The sequence below is a fragment of the Streptomyces sp. NPDC056835 genome (assembly GCF_042789485.1).
Taxonomy (GTDB): Bacteria; Actinomycetota; Actinomycetes; order Streptomycetales; family Streptomycetaceae; genus Streptomyces.
In genome coordinates, this window is sequence record NZ_JBHUBB010000005.1 from 136,853 (window position 1) to 154,735 (window position 17,883).

The 17,883-nt window shown below is 72.6% G+C and carries 15 protein-coding genes; 8 read left to right on the top strand and 7 right to left on the bottom strand.

All coding sequences use genetic code 11. The features are described 5' to 3' along the window. Positions 1-61: 61 nt before the first annotated feature. Complete coding sequence (gene murC / locus ACFRMN_RS07740; protein ID WP_383014836.1) at positions 62-1,465, top strand: UDP-N-acetylmuramate--L-alanine ligase; 1,404 nt, start codon at positions 62-64, stop codon at positions 1,463-1,465. Positions 1,466-1,508: 43 nt separating this feature from the next. Continuing rightward, positions 1,509-1,916, top strand: coding sequence for a peptide-methionine (R)-S-oxide reductase MsrB (gene msrB / locus ACFRMN_RS07745; protein ID WP_030350719.1), 408 nt, complete (start codon positions 1,509-1,511; stop codon positions 1,914-1,916). Between the two features lie 30 nt (positions 1,917-1,946). Here msrB and ACFRMN_RS07750 read toward each other — a convergent pair whose 3' ends face one another. After that, positions 1,947-4,382: a GTPase-associated protein 1-related protein gene (locus ACFRMN_RS07750; RefSeq protein ID WP_383014839.1), complete on the bottom strand. Its 2,436-nt coding sequence runs from the start codon at positions 4,380-4,382 to the stop codon at positions 1,947-1,949. Between the two features lie 262 nt (positions 4,383-4,644). Here ACFRMN_RS07750 and ACFRMN_RS07755 point away from each other — a divergent pair, with 262 nt between their 5' ends. Beyond that, positions 4,645-4,812, top strand: coding sequence for a hypothetical protein (locus tag ACFRMN_RS07755; RefSeq protein WP_383014842.1), 168 nt, complete (start codon positions 4,645-4,647; stop codon positions 4,810-4,812). A gap of 153 nt (positions 4,813-4,965) precedes the next feature. On the opposite strand, the gene ACFRMN_RS07760 is transcribed toward ACFRMN_RS07755, so the two are convergent. Then, entirely contained in the window at positions 4,966-5,532 is a 567-nt protein-coding gene (locus ACFRMN_RS07760) for a TetR/AcrR family transcriptional regulator (RefSeq protein ID WP_383014845.1), read from the bottom strand. 85 nt (positions 5,533-5,617) lie between these two features. Here ACFRMN_RS07760 and ACFRMN_RS07765 point away from each other — a divergent pair, with 85 nt between their 5' ends. After that, entirely contained in the window at positions 5,618-6,541 is a 924-nt protein-coding gene (locus tag ACFRMN_RS07765; protein ID WP_383014848.1) for an SDR family oxidoreductase, read from the top strand. A 251-nt stretch (positions 6,542-6,792) separates the two neighbouring features. On the opposite strand, the gene ACFRMN_RS07770 is transcribed toward ACFRMN_RS07765, so the two are convergent. After that, a complete protein-coding gene (locus tag ACFRMN_RS07770) occupies positions 6,793-7,227 on the bottom strand; it encodes a VOC family protein (protein ID WP_383014851.1) in 435 nt (144 codons plus the stop codon). A gap of 181 nt (positions 7,228-7,408) precedes the next feature. Here ACFRMN_RS07770 and ACFRMN_RS07775 point away from each other — a divergent pair, with 181 nt between their 5' ends. The 3 genes from ACFRMN_RS07775 to ACFRMN_RS07785 all read left to right on the top strand — a co-directional run bounded on the left by ACFRMN_RS07775 (position 7,409) and on the right by ACFRMN_RS07785 (position 10,624). Further along, complete coding sequence (locus ACFRMN_RS07775) at positions 7,409-8,365, top strand: hypothetical protein (RefSeq protein WP_383014854.1); 957 nt, start codon at positions 7,409-7,411, stop codon at positions 8,363-8,365. A 161-nt stretch (positions 8,366-8,526) separates the two neighbouring features. Next, the gene (locus tag ACFRMN_RS07780) at positions 8,527-9,603 is read left to right on the top strand and encodes an aminopeptidase P family protein (RefSeq protein ID WP_383015289.1); all 1,077 of its coding nucleotides are present in this window, start codon (positions 8,527-8,529) and stop codon (positions 9,601-9,603) included. Positions 9,604-9,703: 100 nt separating this feature from the next. Further along, positions 9,704-10,624 (top strand): zinc-binding dehydrogenase, encoded by a 921-nt coding sequence (locus ACFRMN_RS07785; protein WP_383014856.1) that lies wholly within the window; start codon positions 9,704-9,706, stop codon positions 10,622-10,624. Between the two features lie 48 nt (positions 10,625-10,672). Here ACFRMN_RS07785 and treZ read toward each other — a convergent pair whose 3' ends face one another. After that, positions 10,673-12,475 (bottom strand): malto-oligosyltrehalose trehalohydrolase, encoded by a 1,803-nt coding sequence (gene treZ / locus ACFRMN_RS07790; RefSeq protein WP_383014859.1) that lies wholly within the window; start codon positions 12,473-12,475, stop codon positions 10,673-10,675. A gap of 203 nt (positions 12,476-12,678) precedes the next feature. On the opposite strand from treZ, the gene ACFRMN_RS07795 reads away from it, so the two are divergent. Next, complete coding sequence (locus ACFRMN_RS07795) at positions 12,679-13,227, top strand: FHA domain-containing protein (protein WP_383014862.1); 549 nt, start codon at positions 12,679-12,681, stop codon at positions 13,225-13,227. Positions 13,228-13,326: 99 nt separating this feature from the next. Here the strand turns inward: ACFRMN_RS07795 and ACFRMN_RS07800 are convergent, their stop codons facing one another. The 3 genes from ACFRMN_RS07800 to ACFRMN_RS07810 form a co-directional block, all read right to left on the bottom strand. Beyond that, positions 13,327-14,409, bottom strand: a complete 1,083-nt coding sequence (locus ACFRMN_RS07800) for a lytic polysaccharide monooxygenase (RefSeq protein WP_383014864.1) — start codon at positions 14,407-14,409, stop codon at positions 13,327-13,329. A gap of 206 nt (positions 14,410-14,615) precedes the next feature. Further along, complete coding sequence (gene treY, locus ACFRMN_RS07805; protein ID WP_383014867.1) at positions 14,616-16,970, bottom strand: malto-oligosyltrehalose synthase; 2,355 nt, start codon at positions 16,968-16,970, stop codon at positions 14,616-14,618. Positions 16,971-17,041: 71 nt separating this feature from the next. Next, on the bottom strand, positions 17,042-17,866 hold the full coding sequence (locus ACFRMN_RS07810) for a GNAT family N-acetyltransferase (protein WP_383014871.1): 825 nt from the start codon (positions 17,864-17,866) through the stop codon (positions 17,042-17,044). Positions 17,867-17,883: the final 17 nt, after the last annotated feature.

Consider the following 17,883-nt stretch of genomic DNA (forward strand, 5'->3'; position numbering starts at 1 on the left):
CAGCCGCACGCTGTAACCCGCCCGCGTCTTGGGCCCGCCTGCACCTTGGGAGAGAACACGTATGGCACCGGCACCCGGTATCCCCGCGACCATGGAACGGCCGCACTTCATCGGTATCGGCGGCGCCGGAATGTCGGGTATCGCCAAGATCCTCGCCCAGCGCGGCGCCAAGGTCGCGGGCAGCGACGCGAAGGAGTCGGAGACCGCCGAGTCGCTGCGGGCGCTGGGGGCCACCGTACATATCGGCCATGCCGCCGAGCACCTCGCGGACGACGCCTCGTGCGTGGTCGTCTCCAGCGCGATCCGGGCCGACAACCCCGAGCTGGCCCGGGCCGCCGAGCTCTCCGTACCCGTCGTGCACCGCTCCGACGCACTGGCCTCGCTGATGGGCGGGCTGCGCGCGATCGCCGTCGCCGGCACCCACGGCAAGACCACCACGACCTCCATGCTGGCCGTCGCCCTCACCGAACTGGGCCTCGACCCCTCGTACGCCATCGGCGGCGACCTCGCGGAGCCCGGCACGAACGCCCGGCACGGCGAGGGCGAGATCTTCGTGGCCGAGGCGGACGAGAGCGACCGCAGCTTCCAGAAGTACGACCCCGAGGTCGCGATCGTCCTCAACGTCGAGCTGGACCACCACGCGAACTACGCGTCGATGGACGAGATCTACGAGTCGTTCGAGGCGTTCACCGGCAAGATCGTCCCCGGTGGCACGCTGGTGATCGCCGCCGACCAGCCCGGCGCGGTCGAGCTGGCCTCCCGGGTCCGGGGTTCGAGCGCGCTCAAGGTCGTCACCTACGGGGAGGCCGAGGGCGCCGACGTACGCGTCCACAAGGTCACCGCACGCGGTCTGACCAGCGAGGTCACCGTACTGCTCGACGGCCGCTTCCTGACCTTCACCGTCTCGGTCCCCGGCCGGCACTACGCGCACAACGCGGTCGCCGCCCTCGCCGCCGGTATCGCCCTCGGTATCCCGGCGCACAATCTCGCCTCGGCGCTCGGCGCGTACACCGGGGTCAAGCGCCGCCTCCAGCTCAAGGGCGAGGCCGCGGGCGTGCAGGTGATCGACTCGTACGCGCACCACCCCACCGAGATGACCGCGGACCTGGAGGCGATGCGGGCCGCGGCGGCCCCCGGCTCCCGGCTGCTGGTGGTGTTCCAGCCGCATCTGTTCTCCCGTACGCAGGAGCTGGCCACGGAGATGGGCCAGTCCCTGGCCCTCGCCGACGCCTCGCTGGTGCTGGACATCTACCCGGCCCGCGAGGACCCGCTGCCCGGTGTCACCAGCGCCCTGATCACCGACGCGGCCGAGGCGGCGGGCGCCACCGTCACCGCCGTCCATGACAAGGGATCCGTCCCCGAGGCGGTCGCGGGAATGGCGCGCCCCGGTGATCTCGTTCTCACCATGGGCGCGGGCGATGTCACCGACCTCGGTCCCGACATCCTGGCCCGGCTCGGGGAATGACCCGCCGGGCGGCCGGGCCCGTCCGACCGACTGAGGAGAGCGCATGCCGTACGACATCGACAAGCCGGACGAGCAGTGGCGCGCGGAGCTGACCGACGCGGAGTACCAGGTACTCCGCAAGGCCGGCACCGAGCCCGCCTTCACCGGCGAATACACGGACACCAAGACGACCGGCGTCTACTCCTGCCGCGCGTGCGGCGCCGATCTCTTCCGTTCCGACACGAAGTTCGAGTCGCACTGCGGCTGGCCGTCCTTCTACGACCCGAAGGACACGGACGCGGTCGAGCTGATCGAGGACCGCTCCCACGGCATGGTCCGGGTCGAGGTCCGCTGCGCACGCTGCGGCTCGCACCTCGGCCATGTCTTCGAGGGCGAGGGATACCCGACCCCGACGGACCAGCGGTACTGCATCAACAGCATCTCGCTGCGGCTGGCCCCGGACGAGAGCTGACCCCTCCGGGGCGCGGTGTGGACGGCCCCGTCAGCGGGGCCGTCCGCGGCCGCCGAAGCGACGGCTCAGCCGGCTGAGGGCCCCCGGGCGGTTCCAGGCCCTGAACTCCTCCGCGCGGTGGACCCCCGCGCGCTCAAGGACCCGCTCGACGGACGCGGTGTCCTCGTCGGAGAGCGCGCGCACGACGGGCCGGAGCACCTTGTCGAGCAGCGACGTACGGGTCGTGTCCCAGGCCCGGTTCGCGCCGGGGAGGGAGCTCCACGCGATGAAGCAGTCGGCCGCGTAGGCCGGGGCGGTACGCAGCCGGTCGCGTACCCGCTCCTCCTGGGCGGCGGTCGCGTACGTGCTGAGCAGCTCCGGCTCGCCGCGGTGGATCAGGGCGTACAGCTCGCCCTCCGGCCGGTCCTCGGAGAGCAGCCGGCGCGCGAGGATCCCGAACACCCGGGCCAGCAGGGCCGGTTCCACCGGCTCCGCCTCGGCGCGCAGCGCCAGCACCCGCTCGGTCCACGGAGGTCCGGCCCGGCCCGCGCCGATCTCGCCGGCGAACTCCAGGAACAGCAGGGCGCCCCGTACGCGCGGCTCCAGCTCGTCGGGGAAGCAGCGCAGCAGATCGTGGGCGAGCGCGGCGGCATCCGCGTCGTTGACGTCGTGGGTGTCAGGGGCGGTGTCGGCGGGGCCGTCGAGGGCGGCCCGGACCAGCGTGCGCCAGGTACCGGCGGCGCGGTGCGCGTCGGAACCCGTCTCGCTGAGCAGCCGCCGCGCCTCGCCCGGGGCCGGTGCGCCACCGTCCCACACCAGCTGTACGGCCGTACGGAGCACCAGCGGATCGGTGAACGGCGAGACTCCACAGGCGCGCAGCGCGGCATGCAGCGCGGCGAGGCCGTCGCCGCCCCCGGCGGCCGGCGCCCAGGGCGCACCGGCGCACATCCGCAGATGCGGCAGGGCCTGGACCCCCGTAAGAGCCAGGGGCGTACGGCCGAGCAGCCGGACGGCGGCGGGCGGATCCTCGGCGGCGAGGGCGTCCAGCGCGCTGAGCAGCGCCGTACGCAGCTCGAAATGCTCCTCCAGGACGTCCTCCAGGACGTCCTTCAGGACGGTGAGCGGATCCGGGGTGCCCGCGGAGACCGACCGGACAGGGCCTAGCAGGGAGTGGGCCAGCCGGTGGGCGAGACCGGGCAGCAGATCCGTACAGTCCACCCCGAGCGCGTCGGCGACGCGCAGCAGCTCCACCGGCCGGGTGATGCCGGGTCCGGAGTCCGCGACGCCCGCGCGCAGTTCGGGAGCCAGACCGGTGGCGAGCCGCTGCCCGAGGTCTTCGGGGAGCGCCGTGAACAGCCGTGTCAGGGCGGCGAATTCGGCCGTCGTCCGGTCCTCGGCACCCGCCTGGAACGCCTCGACGAGCCGGCGCAGCCGGGCGTCGCCCAGGGCTCGCGCGTGCGTGTGCGCCCAGCCGGCCGCCGCCGTACGGCCGTCGGGACCGGGCGTGAGATCCGCGCAGAGCGCCACGACGGCCAGAGCACCGGGGGAGAAGACACCGCCCGGGAGCGCCGCCGCCTCCGCGAACAGCTCGGGGGCCCGGCCCAGCCAGACGCGCGCGGCGATCCCGGCCCAGATGTCCGTCGGCGTGTACGCCGCGGGCACGGGGGCGGTGCAGTCGTGCACCCGGCAGCGGTGGTCGCGCCCGTCCGGCTCCGGCGCGTCCCCGGGGAGTACGCCGACGATCAGCTGCCGGGCGTCGCGCGGCCGGCGCGTATAGGTGGTGAAGGTCAGCCGCTCGGCGTGGTCGCGCGGCAGTACGGCGCAGGCCAGCGCGATCCATAGGGCCACGTCGGAGCTGTCACGCTCCACGAGGACGATCCGCGCCGCCTGATCCGTGTCCCGCGGCCCGGACGCCTCCTCGGTCAGCTCGCGCAGACTGGCCAGGAAACCGGGCAGCCAGGGGCCGCGCGAGGCGGCGAAGCCGACCAGCGCCTCCCGCCCGAGAAGACCCGACGGGGGAAGGGCCTCCAACTGCGCCGGGGACCCGTCGGCCGGGGCGGCCAAGGCCCATCGCGATGAGTTCCAGGCGGAGATGGGCAGCCCTCCGCCCGGCAGGCCCGCGTCTCCGGGCAGCAGCACGGCATGGGTGTGGGAGCCGGCCGGGCCGCCGCTGCCGTCCGCGCCCGTACGCACCGCGCGGGCGAGCAGACGCGTGCCGTCCGAGAGCAGACTGTGACTGAACGCCTGGGGAAAGGCGGCGAGTTCGGCGGGGCCGGGGTGCTCGGGGGCGTCGCGCGGCGGCTCGTACCCGAGCAGCGGCTCGGCCTCCTTGAGCAGCGACCGCGGTATGCCCGGGGTGATCGCGGTGAACCGGGAGCCCGGTCCGTTCGGTCCGTTCGTTCCGCCCGGTCCGTCCGGTTCAGCGGGTCCGGCGGGTCCGTCCGGTCCCTGCGGGGCCGAGGTGTAGTGCAGCTGCGCCAGGCTCATGCGCCGGCCCCCTTCGTTCCTTGCGTGCCCCGGCCGTCAACCCGGCTCGGGCGGCGTCGAGTTCGGCAGCACGAAGGTACCGTCCATGGAGAGGCCGCGCGCACAGACCCCCGCTCCCGCACCGGCGGAGGCGGGGAATCACACCCGCGTTCGGGGGGTGTGCTGAACCCCCGGTTCGGGGGGCTGCCCTCCTGTGCTCGCGGGCTCGGTACGAGAGAGTGGACGTGCTGAGGAAAGCGTCGCGGAAGGTGAAGGAATCCCCATGAAAGCCCTGCTCTGGATCGTGCTTATCGGCTGCCTGCTGGCCAACGTGTACTTGAACTTCCTGGTGGACGACGGCGGGACGGCGATCGCGCTGAGCGTCGTGGCCGGGCTCGGAGTGGTGGGGTCCGGACTGGGTCTGTGGCTGCTGCGGAAGTCCCCCTCCTAGTCGCGCCCTCCTGGAACGGGTCGGGATCGGGCGGGAGGCGCCTGCGCAGGGCCATCGAGGGCCGTACGGGAGGACACCGTACGGCCCTCAGGGCTGTCCCGAGGGGTGACTTCCGACCAGCTGGTTCCGTATGCGAGATCGCCGGCCCAGCCCTCAACGGCCCGCGGTCACGGCTTTGAGCTCGTCCAGCGATTCCCGCATCAACTGCCACATGTCGCGTTCCTCGGCCGCCAGGATCCAGCGCTCGAAGCCGATCTTGAAGACGGCGACCCCCGCCTCGGCGGTCAGGCTCGCGGCCGGCTCCGCGACGCCGCGTCGGCGCAGGGTGTCGGCGAGCGCGGCCGATATCGAGGCGAGCTTGATCAGCTCGCGCTCCTGGAGCACCGCGTTCGCCATGATCACAGCTTGTCGCTCGCGCGCGTACTCACGGCGGTCGGCGAATGTCCCGGAGACGGCTTCAAGGCCCATCGCCAGCGCGTCGATCGGCGCCGCGGACCCTGGTGCGTCGGCGACCCCCCGCACGAACAGCTCCTGCAACTCGCCGGAGCCGGCGAACAGCACCTCGCGCTTGTCGGCGTAGTGCCGGAAGAAGGTCCGCTCCGTGAGGCCGGCCCGTTTGGCGATCTCCGCCACGGTGGTCTGCTCGTAGCCGCGCTCGCGGTAGAGCTCCAACGCCGCGTTCGCCAGGCGCCCGCGCGCGTTCGGCTCCCATCTTCCCATGCGCCGATCCTACGTGATGGCAGTGAATGACATCGAGTGTTACTGTCGATGGCAGTAACTGACATCACTAGTTTGGGGTTCTCCCATGCGCATCTTTGTGACCGGCGCGTCCGGCTGGATCGGCTCCGCCGTTGTTCCCGAGCTCATCGACGCGGGGCACGGGGTCGTCGGGCTCGCCCGCTCCGACGCCTCCGCCGCCGCGCTCACCGCGGCCGGGGCGGAGGTCGTCCGCGGCACCGTCGACGACCTCGATGTCCTGCGGGACGCGGCCGCCGCGTCGGACGGGGCGATCCACCTCGCCTTCAAGCACGACATCGCGTTCTCCGGCGACTTCCAGGGCGCCGCCGAGGCCGATCGCCGCGCCGCAGACACCTTCGGCGACGCGCTCGCCGGCACCGACCGCCCCTTCGTCCTCGCCTCCGGCGTCGTCGGCCTCGCGCCCGGGCGTGTGGCGACCGAGCGGGACATGCCCGAGATCGACGGCTCGCCGCTCTCGGTGCGCGCGAGCACCGCCCAAGCGGTGCTCGCGCTCGCCTCACGCGGCGTGCGCTCATCCGTGGTGCGGCTCTCTCCCACCTGCCACGGCGAAGGGGACCAGGGCTTCCTGGCGACCCTGGTCGCCGTCGCCCGCGCCAAGGGGGTCTCCGGGTACGTAGGCGACGGCGGCAGCCACTGGCCGGCCGTCCACCGTCTCGACGCCGCACGGCTGTTCCGTCTGGCGGTAGAGAAGGCCCCCGCCGGATCGGTGCTGCACGGCGTCGCGGAGGAGGGCGTCGCGATCCGTGACATCGCCGAGGTGATCGGCCGCCACCTCGACGTGCCGGTGACCTCCGTGGCTTCCGAGGCCGCGGCCGAGCACTTCGCCTGGCTGAGTGCCTTCCTCGGCCACGACGCCCTGGCGTCGAACACCCTGACCCGCGAACTGCTGGACTGGCGGCCGGCCCACCCCGGCCTCCTCGAAGACCTGGACAAGGGCCACTACTTCCACACCCCTGCCACCACCGCCTGACCGTACGCGGAGGCACCACCCGCGCGGCGCGTGTCCGGTTCTCACACGGACAGCGTCTCCGCGGGGCGGGGTCCGGCACGGCGCCGCGCCGCGTTGCCGTCGGTCACCGGGGCTCCCGTACTCGGGCGACCGCGGCCGACGTGGCGAGCGCGCGTGCCGGACGCCGCCGGCCCCGCCCTGCGGGGACGGCACTACTTTGCGTTTGCGGACGCGGACACGATTCCCGGCCGCGCGCGGCCGGACCGGGATCCTCAGGCGGGCTGGAGCAGGTCCCAGCGGTTGCCGTAAAGGTCCTCGAAGACGGCGACCGAGCCGTACGGTTCGTGGCGCGGCTCCTCCAGGAAGCGAACGCCGGCGGCCCGCATCCGCGCGTGATCGCGGGCGAAGTCGTCGGTGTGGAGGAAGAAGCCGACCCGGCCGCCGGTCTGCACGCCGATGCTCGCGCGCTCGGCGTCGTTCTTGGCGCGTGCCAGCAGCAGGCCCACGGACGCCGCCGAGCCGTCTGATCCGTCCGGGCCACCCGAGCCGTCCGGGCCACCGGTGGCGCGCGGGCGGACCACGACCCAGCGTGATCCGTCGCCCCGCTCGGTGTCCTCGATCAGCTCGAAGCCGAGAGCCCGCGTATAGAAGGCGAGCGCCTTGTCGTAGTCGTCCACGACGAGCGTGACCAGGGCGATGTAAGGCATGTGGCGTACGTTATACGTATGACCGGTGGCCGACAAGAGCGGGCGTGCGAGGGGATGGCAAGATGCGGCCCGCCGCGTTGTCACCCCCTGCGACTAGCATCAGAGGTTGGGCGACTACCGGGACGGACGATCACCGGGAAGGGCGATCACCGGTACGGACGATCGGGCGGGAGGCGATGCTGTGGGGCTGTTCCGACGAGGGCCGAAGCGCGACAGCCGCGACGCGCCCCGGGACTCCGCGTTCCCCTTCTTCTCGGTCGACGAGGCCGCGTTCTTCCGCAGCCAGGTCCGGGAGGCCTTCGCCGAGCACGGCCTTGAGGTGACCCTCTACGCGGACCAGGTGACCGACAGCTCCGGCCGTCACTTCGGGCTCGCCAATCTCGCCGCCGTCTGCCACCACGACGAGCGCGGCTCCCGCGTCTGGGGAGATCTGGCCCGGCGGCACGCGGGCATGGTGCTGCGCACCATGGACTCCCCGTCCGCGCTGGACACCCTGCCTCCCGAGCAGATCCGGGCCCAGCTCTACCCCCGGGTGATCAGCGAGGACGGCCTCGACCCGCAGTCGTTCGGCTACGCGCGCTCGGTCGCCCCCGGGCTGTACGAGGTGCTTGCCCTGGACCTCCCCGAGAGCGTCATGATGCTCACCGATGAGGCCCTGGAGCCGCTGGGCCGGCTCAAGCACCTCCGTGACCGGGCCCTGAGCAATCTCCAGGACCTGCCGATCGAGGGGCACGAGACCGTCAAGGACTCCGACGGGATGCGCTTCGAAGTGCTTCTCGGCGACTCCTTCTACACGGCGAGCCGGGTCCTTGCCCTGGACACGGTCGTACCGAAGGTCACGGGCCGGCCGATCCCGCCGGACGGCGCGCTGGTCGCGATGCCCTTCCGGCACCAGCTCGCCTTCCATGTCATCCACGACACCTCCATCATCCCGACGCTCAACGCCATGACGGCGTTCGCCGCCACCGGGTACGAGGACGCGCCGGGGGCGGTCAGCCCGTATGTCTACTGGTGGCGCGCCGGCACGCTCACGCAGCTGAGTGCCAGGGGCAGCGAGGGGCTGCGGATCGTCGTCGGCGACGACTTCCACGAACTGCTGGAACGGCTGGCCCGTAAGGAGTCGCCGGATGACATCTGAGAATGACATCCGGGGTTCCGGGCATCGAGTCCGCGAGAGCGTCGAGTCCGTGAGAGAGCCGAGTCCGCGAGAGCGTCGACTCCGTGAGAAATCGAGAAGGAGCACCTGTGCCCGCCACCGCCCCGCCCCCGCCCTTCACCGCTGACGACTACCGCGCCAGGATGGTGCGCGCGGCCGAGTCCGCCGCCGAGGCCGGATTGGCGGGCGCGCTGATCGCGCCGGGCCCGGATCTGACGTATCTCACCGGATACCGGCCGACCGCCGACACCGAGCGGCTCACGATGCTCGTCGTCGCGGCGGGCCAGGACCCGGTGCTCGTGGTGCCCACGCTGGAGGCGCCGGACGCGGCGCGGGCTCCCGGCGCCCCGGCGCTCACCCTGCGCGACTGGACGGACGGCCAGGATCCGTACGGTGTGACGGCCCCGCTGCTCGACCCCGCCGGACGGTTCGGCGTCAGCGACAACGCCTGGGCGATGCATCTGCTCGCGCTGCAACAGGCGCTGCCCGGCACCTCGTACGTGGCGCTCACCGAAGCGCTGCCGATGCTGCGCGCCGTCAAGGACGCGCGCGAGCTGTCCCGGCTCGCGGCGGCGGGCACCGCGGCCGACGCCGCGTACGGCGACATCCTGAAGGTGCGCTTCGCCGGGCGCCGGGAGACGGACGTGGCCGCCGACCTCGCCGCGCTCCTTCTCGAACACGGCCATTCCCAGGTCGACTTCACCGTTATCGGCTCGGGCCCGAACGGAGCCAATCCGCACCACGAGGCCGATGACCGCGTCATCGTCCACGGCGACATGGTCGTCCTCGACTTCGGCGGGCTCAAGTACGGCTATGGCTCCGACACCACCCGTACCGTCCATGTCGGCGAGCCCGGCGCCGAGGAGCGGCGCGTCCACGATCTCGTACGTGAGGCACAGCAGGCCGGGTTCGAAGCGGTCCGGCCGGGAGCCGCCTGCCAGGACGTCGACCGGGCGGCCCGCGCGGTCATCTCCGCGGCGGGGTACGGCGAGTACTTCATCCACCGCACCGGCCATGGCATCGGGGTCACCACCCATGAGCCGCCGTACATGATCGAGGGTGAGGAGCGTCCGATGGTCCCCGGGATGTGCTTCTCGGTCGAGCCCGGTGTCTATCTGCCGGGGCGCTTCGGTGTGCGGATCGAGGACATCGTCACGGTCACGGAGGACGGCGGCCGGCGCCTCAACAACACCCCGCATGAGATGGCGATCGTCGAGTAGGCCCCCGCCGCCGCGCCGTGGAATCGTTCCGGGAGCGCCGTGTGTTGTCCGGGAGAAGGCCCCGCCTGCCGGCGGTGGCGATCGACTGGGAGGAACGGACATGCGAGCGCTCCTGTACGACCCCGAGGCGCCCCAGGGTTTCCGCCTCGGGGAGGCTCCCGATCCGGTGCCGACGGCATCGCAGGCGTTGGTCGAGGTCCACGCGGTCTCGTTCAACTTCGGTGAGATCGCCTACCGGGAAGGGAGGCTGAGCCCCGGTCAGGTCTCCGGCTGGGACGCGGCGGGTGTCGTCGTACGAGCCGCGGCCGACGGTTCAGGGCCGTCGGCGGGGGAGCGCGTGGTGACCTTCGGCTGGACGGGGGCCTGGGCCGCGCTCCGTGCGGTGGAGACCGGAGAGCTGGCGGTCGTGCCCGACGCGGTGGACCTCGGTGCCGCGAGCGCCCTGCCCGTCGCGGGTGTCACCGCGCTCCAGGCGCTGCGGCGCCTCGGCTCCCTGGTGGGCCGCCGGGTGCTGATCACCGGCGCGTCGGGCGGCGTCGGGCGCTACGCGGTGCAGTTGGCCGCGCGCGCGGGCGCGCGGGTCGTGGCCTCGGTGGGCAGCCCGGCCCGTGGCGAAGGGCTGCGCGAGCTGGGCGCGGACGAGATCGTCATCGGTCCGGAGAAGGTCACGGAGCCCGTCTTCGGTGTGCTGGACAATGTGGGCGGCGCCCAACTGGCCGAGGCGTTCTCGAAGGTTGAGCCCGGCGGCTCCGTGCAGGCCATCGGCAAGGCGTCCCTCCAGTCGACCGTCATCGACTTCGAGGAGGAGCGGCATCGCGGCGGGAGGCGGCGGATCGAGGTCTTCACCGTGGACGCGCCGATCGGGGCCGATCTCGCCTATCTGGTGGGCCTCCTGGACCAGGGGCTGCTGGACCCGCAGATCGGCTGGCGCGGTCCCTGGGAGCGGGCGGCGGAGGCGGCGGAGGCGCTGCTCGGCCGCCGAGTCCAGGGGAAGGCCGTACTCGACGTCACCCGGCCTTGACGGCCCCGCTGAGGCACCGAGGCACCGCCCATGGCGTCCGAGCCGGGATCAGCCGTTCGCCAGCACCACGCACGACTCGGGCGGCAGCCGCAGCACTCCATCGGTGCCCGGCGGTTCGACCGGCGCCCAGGACGCCAGCACCCGGCCCGCGTCGCCGAGCGGGATCTCCGCGGGCTCGCCGGAGAGATTCACCGCGACCCGCAGATCCCCCCGCCGGTACGCCAGCCAGCGCGCCTCCTCGTCGTACGCCACCCGGACCGCCGCCAGATCCGGATCGGAGAGATCCGGATGTGTGTGCCGGACGGCGATCAGTTCGCCGTACCAGGCCAGCAGGCGCGCGTGCGGTTCCCTACCGGCCTCGGAGCGGTCCAGACAGGAGCGTTCCCGCGTCGCCGGGTCCTGCGGGTCGGGGATGTCCTCGGCCGCCCAGCCGTGCGCCGCGAACTCCCGGCGCCTGCCGGTGCGTACGGCCTCGGCGAGCACCGGGTCGGGGTGGTCGGTGAAGAACTGCCAGGGGGTGGTCGCGCCCCACTCCTCGCCCATGAAGAGCATCGGGGTGTGCGGCCCCGTCAGGACGAGCGTGGCGGCGCAGGCGAGCAGCCCGGGGGAGAGGGTGGCGGAGAGCCGGTCGCCGAGCGCGCGGTTGCCGATCTGGTCATGGGTCTGGGCATAACCGAGGAAGCGGTGCGCCGGCGTTCTCGTACGGTCGACGGGCCGGCCGTGCGTCCGGCCCCGGAAGCTCGAATACGTCCCGTCGTGGAAGAAGACACGGGTGAGCGTCTTGGCCAGCGCGGCGAGCGGTTCGCGCGCGAAGTCGGCGTAGTAGCCCTGGGATTCACCGGTGAGCGCCGCGTGCAGCGCGTGATGGAAGTCGTCGTTCCACTGAGCGTGCAGCCCGAGGCCGCCCGCCGCGCGCGGGGTGGTGGTGCGCGGGTCGCCCAGGTCGGACTCGGCGATCAGGAAGAGCGGCCGGCCCAGCTCGGCGGAGAGCGCGTCGACGGCCGTCGACAGCTCTTCGAGGAAGGTCAGCGCGCGCTGGTCGGCGAGCGCGTGTACGGCGTCGAGCCGCAGCCCGTCGAGCCGGAAGTCCCGCAGCCAGGCCAGGGCGCTGCCCAGCAGATACGCGCGCACCTCGTCCGAGCCCGGGGCGTCCAGATTGACGGCGGCCCCCCACGGCGTGTGGTGGGTGTCGGTGAAGTACGGGCCGAAGCACGGCAGATGGTTGCCGGCCGGGCCGAGATGGTTGTGCACCACGTCGAGCACCACACCCAGCCCCAGACGGTGTGCCGTGTCGACAAAGCGCTTGAGCCCCGCGGGGCCGCCGTACGGCTCATGGACCGCCCACAGCGAGACGCCCTCGTACCCCCACCCATGGGTCCCGGGGAAGGGGCACACCGGCATCAGCTCGACATGGGTGATCCCCAGTTCCGCCAGGGGAGCGAGCCGTTCGGCCGCCGCGTCGAAAGTGCCCTCGCGGGTGAACGTGCCGATGTGCATCTCGTACAGGATCGCGCCCGGCAGATCGCGGCCCGGCCACGGCGTGTGCCACGCGTACGCCGCCTGGTCGACGACGGCGCTCAGTCCGTCGGGGCCGTCCGGCTGGCGGCGGGAGCGCGGATCGGGCAGTACGGGCCCGCCGTCGAGCGCGAAGCCGTACCGCGTACCGTCGGTGGCGGGCGCCTCGGCGGTCCACCAGCCCGCCCGCTCCGGATCGCGCTCCATGGGCACCCCGGCGCGCGCGTCGTCCGCGCTGTTCCCGCCGTCCCGGCCGCCGTTCCCGCCGTCGCGGTCGTCCGCCGGCCTCAGTTCGATCCCGTCCTGCGCCTGTGGCGCCCACACCTCGAACCGCACGGGTGGTTCCCCCTCGTCGTCGGCACCGCTTCACCGCTTCACTGCTCTCCGCCACACGGTGACAAATTCCATGGTGACAAGCGAGGCGGCGCGAGGCGCGGTGGAGGTGGTGAAGGGGCGGGCGTGTCCGGCGGTACGTACGGAGCGCCGGGAACTCCGTACTGTCTGGACACCCCAGGTCTGTCGGAAGGACAATCACGTCTGTGACGTCCTCCTTCGAGTTCCACACGTATCCCGCGCGGCTCTCCGACGCCGAGCGCGACCGTGTCCTCGCGGTACTCCGGGAAGGCGCCGCGCAGGGCAAGCTGTCGCACGACACCTTCCTGCGCCGGATGGATCTGGCGCTGACCGCGCGCAGGGCCGATGAGCTGAAACAGCTCACCGCCGATCTGGAGTCCGAAGGTCCGTGGTCCCGCCGGGTGTTCGGGACGGTGAGCCGGATGTCCGCGTTCTCGCAGCGGCTGCGCAGGGCCTGGCAGGCGGAGCGGCTGCCGAAGCTGCTGCTGCCTCAGCCCGGCCCGTATCCACTGCGGATCGGCCGCGATCCGGTCAACGGGCTGCGGCTCAGCCATGACACGGTCTCGCGGGTGCACGCCGAACTGAGCATGCAGGGCGGGCGCTGGATCCTGCGCGATCTCGGCTCGACCAATGGCACGACGGTCAACGGCCGGCGGGTGACCACGACGGCCGAGGTACGGGACGGCGATCTGGTGAGCTTCGGGACGATGGGCTTCCGGCTCGCCTCGCACTGAGCGGGCCGCGGTGACGAAGGGGCCCGGCCCGCCGTTCCGCGTGGGGGCGGGGAACGGCGGGCCGGGCGGTTCGCGGACCGGTGCGCGCGACCGCGCGGGTCAGTGCACGGAACAGGGCGCCGCGGAGGCGGTGTCCGGCGGGCCTCCGGTGGCCACGTAACTGAAGGTGGTGGAGGCCCCGGCCGCCAACGAGCCGTTCCAGTCGGCGTTGTGGACCATCACCTCCTGGCCGCCATAGGTGGCGTTGCCGTTCCAGAGACTGTCCACCCGCTGGCCGCTCGGCAGTGTGAACTCCACCATCCAGCCGAGGATCGGATGGGCGCCGGTGTTCTTGACCGTGACCTCCGTCTGGTAGCCGCCCGACCAGGTGCCGGTGGTCGCGCGGGTGGCGGTGCAGGTGGCCGTGGGATCGGTGGGCGGGTCGGTCGGGTCGGTCGGGTTCCCGGGGTCACCGACTCCGGTCACCTCCCCCTTGCCGCCGTCGAAGACCACATCGGAGCAGCTGTAGAAGGTCTCTTTGCTGTCCGAGCGCTCCCACACCATGTAGATGATGTGCCGGCCGGACTTCCCGCCGGGGAGGTCGCCGGTCCACTTGTAGGCGCCCTCCACCGTTCCGACGGGACCGGTGACCTGCGGGTGGTCGACGGTCAGGAAGGGCTCCGACTCCAGGTCGGCCCAGGTGAAGGTCTTGGTGGGGTCGAACCCGTCCTTGGTGACGTAGACCCGGAACCAACCGGGGTGCGCCGCCCAGGCGTTGTACGAGAAGTCGAGCGACGCGCCCGAGGTCAGATGGGTCAGCGGCCAGTCGTTCCTGGCCAGGTCGAAGCCGGTGAACGTGGTGTTGCCGCCGCTGCACAACTGCCCGTCGGGGATGAAGCCCTGGGTCCGGCCCGCGCCGTCGGAACGCAGCACGGAGAACCAGTTGTAGAGCGGGGTCGTGCCGCCCGCCGCGACGGCCGCCCTGCACGCGGGGTTGATGGGTTTGATCTCACCGGTGCTGCTCAGACCGTCCTTCCAGCACATGAACGTACGGCTGGCCGGCTGCATGGGGGTGCCGTGGGCGGACGAGGTCCCGCTGTTGCCGACGACCAGCAGCAGGGCGGGAAGTACGGCGAGCAGGGCGAGGAGTACGGCTCTCCGGGAATGCGACAGCCACCGCGGCCGTCGTGGGGGGTGTTTCATCACGCGAGTCCCTTCGACGTGATCATGACAAGTGGGGGATGGGTGGGAGCGCTCCCATTTCGGAACGTAGCGCGGCCGGCCCACTCTGTAAACGCTTCGTGTACGTAAAGGCTTTGTGGACGCGGCCCAGTCGGCCGACCGCCGACCGCCGACCGCTGTCAGCCGATCACCGACCGCCGATCACCGGCCCCCGTCAGCCGGCCCCGTCAGTCGGCCGTCAGCAGCGCCACCGGGAACTGGTCGAGCAGCTCCGCGAGCCGCGGCGCGCCCGACACCTCACGCCCCGTCAGCACATCGCGCCAGCGACCGGGCGGCAGGGCCAGTTCCGTTGAGCGCCACCCGCCGGAGCGTTCAAGTCCGCACGGCAGCCGGGTGGCCACCGTGATCACGCGCCCCGACCTGACGAAGGCCAGACAGTGCGAGGAGGCGGGTCCGGCCGCGGGGAGCGGGGCGTACGTCCCCGACTCGCCGAAGAGTTCGGGCCGTTCACCGCGCAGCCGGAGCGCCGCCGTCGTGATCACCGTCTTGTCGTCCGGCGGCCCGGTCCTGAACGGCCGCCTGTTGTCCGGGTCCACCAGCGCGAAGTACGCGCGCTCCGTGCCCTGGTAGAGATCGGGCACCCCCGGCATGGTCAGCTGCACCAGCGCCGCGCCCAGCGCACTGGCCCGCGCGTACGGCGCCAGCGCGCGGCTGAGCGCCGCGACCGTACGCCGCGCGGGACCGGCGGGACCGGCCTCCACGAACGCGGCCACCGCCTGTTCGTACAGCGGCTCCGCCTCCGTCCAGCTGGTGTGCAGCCCGGCTTCCCGTACGGACTTCAGCAGCGCGGGCACCATCCGCGAGCCCTCCGGGAGCACGCCCTCGGCGGCCGGGGTGAAGCCCACCGCCGTCTGCCACGCCTGCCAGGCCACCTGCGGATCCGGCGCGGGCGCGGGCACGGTCCCCGCCACCCCCTCCAGCAGCTCGTCCCAGCGCTCGGGGCACTCGGACAGGACGGCGATCCCGGCCCGGACGTCCGCGCTGCGCTTGGTGTCATGCGTGGTCAGTACGGTGCCGGTGGCCGGCCAGTCGCGCGCCAGCCGCGCGCAGTACGCGTGGAACCGCTCCGGGCTCACGGCGGGACGGCCAGGATCGCCGCCCACCTCGTTCGCGGAGATCAGCGGCACATAGCGGTAGAACGCCGTGTCCTCCACCGACTTCGCGCGCAGCGCGGACGCAGTCTGGGCGAAGCGCGCGCAGAAGGCCGTATGGTCCGGGCCCGTACCGAGCCTGCCGAGGGCCAGCTCCCGCACCACGTCCACGGCCGTCGCCTCCCGCTCCACCGGGAACACCGTCTTCGCCTGCCTGGCCGCCTCCGCCGAGACCGCCGCCTCGGCCGCCTCGGGGCAGGGGCCGCCCGCCGTCGTGTAGGGGCGGTAGACGGGGACCCGTACCAGCAGTTCCCGGATCGCGGTGCGCAGCGCCCATGGCGCGTGGTCGCGCAGCGCGGGGTCGGCGGCGCAGACGCGCTGCGCCGTACGGACCAAGGTGGAGATCTCGGCGGCCAGTTCATGGAAGACGACTTTGTACGCGGCCCGGCGTACCGTCCCCTCCCAGTAGCCGCCCCGGTCCCCGACGGGCGCGGCGATATCGCGGTAGCGCACCTCAAGCGCCTCGGCGCCCACCGGGTCCGTGAACACACCGTCGATATGGCGCAGCGCGTCATAGCCGGTGGTGCCGGCGACCGGCCACCCCACGGGCAGTACCTCGTCGTCGGCGAGGATCTTCTCCACGACCGTCCAGCACTGCCCGGCCGTCGCCTCGTGCAGCCGGCGCAGATACTCCTCCGGGTCGGCGAGACCGTCCGGGTGGTCGATACGCAGCCCCTGGACGACTCCGTCCCGTACCAGTTCGATGATCTTGGCGTGGGTGGCGGCGAACACCTCCGGGTCCTCCACCCGGAGGCCGATCAGCTCGGAGATGGTGAAGAAGCGGCGGTAGTTGAGCTCGGTACGGGCCAGCCGCCACCAGGCGAGCCGGTAGTGCTGGGCGTCGAGCAGCCCGGGCAGCCCCAGGTGTTCGGTGCCGGGCGCGAGCGGGAAGCGCTGGTCGCCGTGGTGCAGCACGCCGTCCTCGACGCTCAGCCCGCCCGCGTCCAGTTCCTCCCCGATCGGACCGGCCAGCACCGGCAGCAGCAGCTTGCCGTCGCCCGCCGCCCAGTCGATGTCGAACCAGCGGGCGTACGGCGAGTCCCGGCCCTCGCGCAGCACCTCCCAGAGCGCCTTGTTGTGCCGGGGCGCGGCGGCCATGTGGTTGGGCACGATGTCGAGGACGATCCCGAGGCCGTGCTCACGGGCCCGGTCGGCCAGCCGCCGCAGCCCCTCCTCGCCGCCGAGCTCGGCCCGTACGGCGGAGTGATCGACCACGTCATAGCCGTGCGTCGAGCCCGGGACGGCCTCCAGGACGGGCGACAGATGCAGATGCGAGACCCCGAGCGCGGCGAGATACGGGACGGCCTTGGCGGCGGCCGCGAACGGGAAGTCCGGCTGGAGCTGGAGCCGATAGGTCGCGGTGGGAGTCATACGATCGTACGTACCCCGCTTCTCGGCATCTGTGTCATACGGGATCCGTACGAGATCCGTGTCATACGAGGTCACCCGGGGGCGCCGGGTGAGCCGGATGAGCCGGGGGTCTGCGGCCGGTACGTGAACGGTGTGGTCGTGCTGAGCACCGTGAACCCGAGGCGCTGAAGGACCGGGCGGCTCATGTCCGTCGCGTCGACCTGGAGATAGCGGTAACCACGGGCGGCGGCGATCCGGGCGCGATACGCGACCAGCGCCCGGTAGAGCCCCTTGCCGCGCCACTCCTCGACCGTGCCGCCGCCCCACAGCCCGGCGAACTCGGTGCCCGGCGGCAGCTCCATCCGGGCCGCGCTCACCGGCGTGTCGCCCGCCATCGCGACGACCGCCGAGACCCTTTCGGGGGCCTCGGCCAGCTGGACCTTCAGCCGCGCGCTCAGATCCGTGCGATCCGTGCCGAACGCACGCTCCTGGGCCCGCGCCATCAGCTCCACGCCCGCCGCGTCGGTCACCGGGAGCAGCCGTAGCCCCTCGGGCAGCTCGACGTCGGCGGTCAGCGCCTCGGTCTCCGCCACCATCAGTGCCTCCGTCGGCTCGGCGCTGAAACCGGCCGCCAGCAGGCGCGCCGCGAGATCGACGGGTCGGTCGTGGCCGTACAGCTTCCACTCGAACTCGCGCCCGAGCGAGCGGAAGTGGGCGATCTGCGTGGCGATCGCCGCGTCGGCCGCGTCCTCGTTCAGGTCCGGGGCCGACCAGAGGACACCGTGCCAGTCGTGCTCGGAGCCGCCCGCGCGTACGACAGCGCCCGCCCGCTCGACGCGGACGCCGGGGAGGCCGTCGGCCCGCGCGCCCTCCCGCATCTGCCGGTCGAACTCTCTGAGTACCCCATCGTGATCCATCCGGCGAGTTGAACACC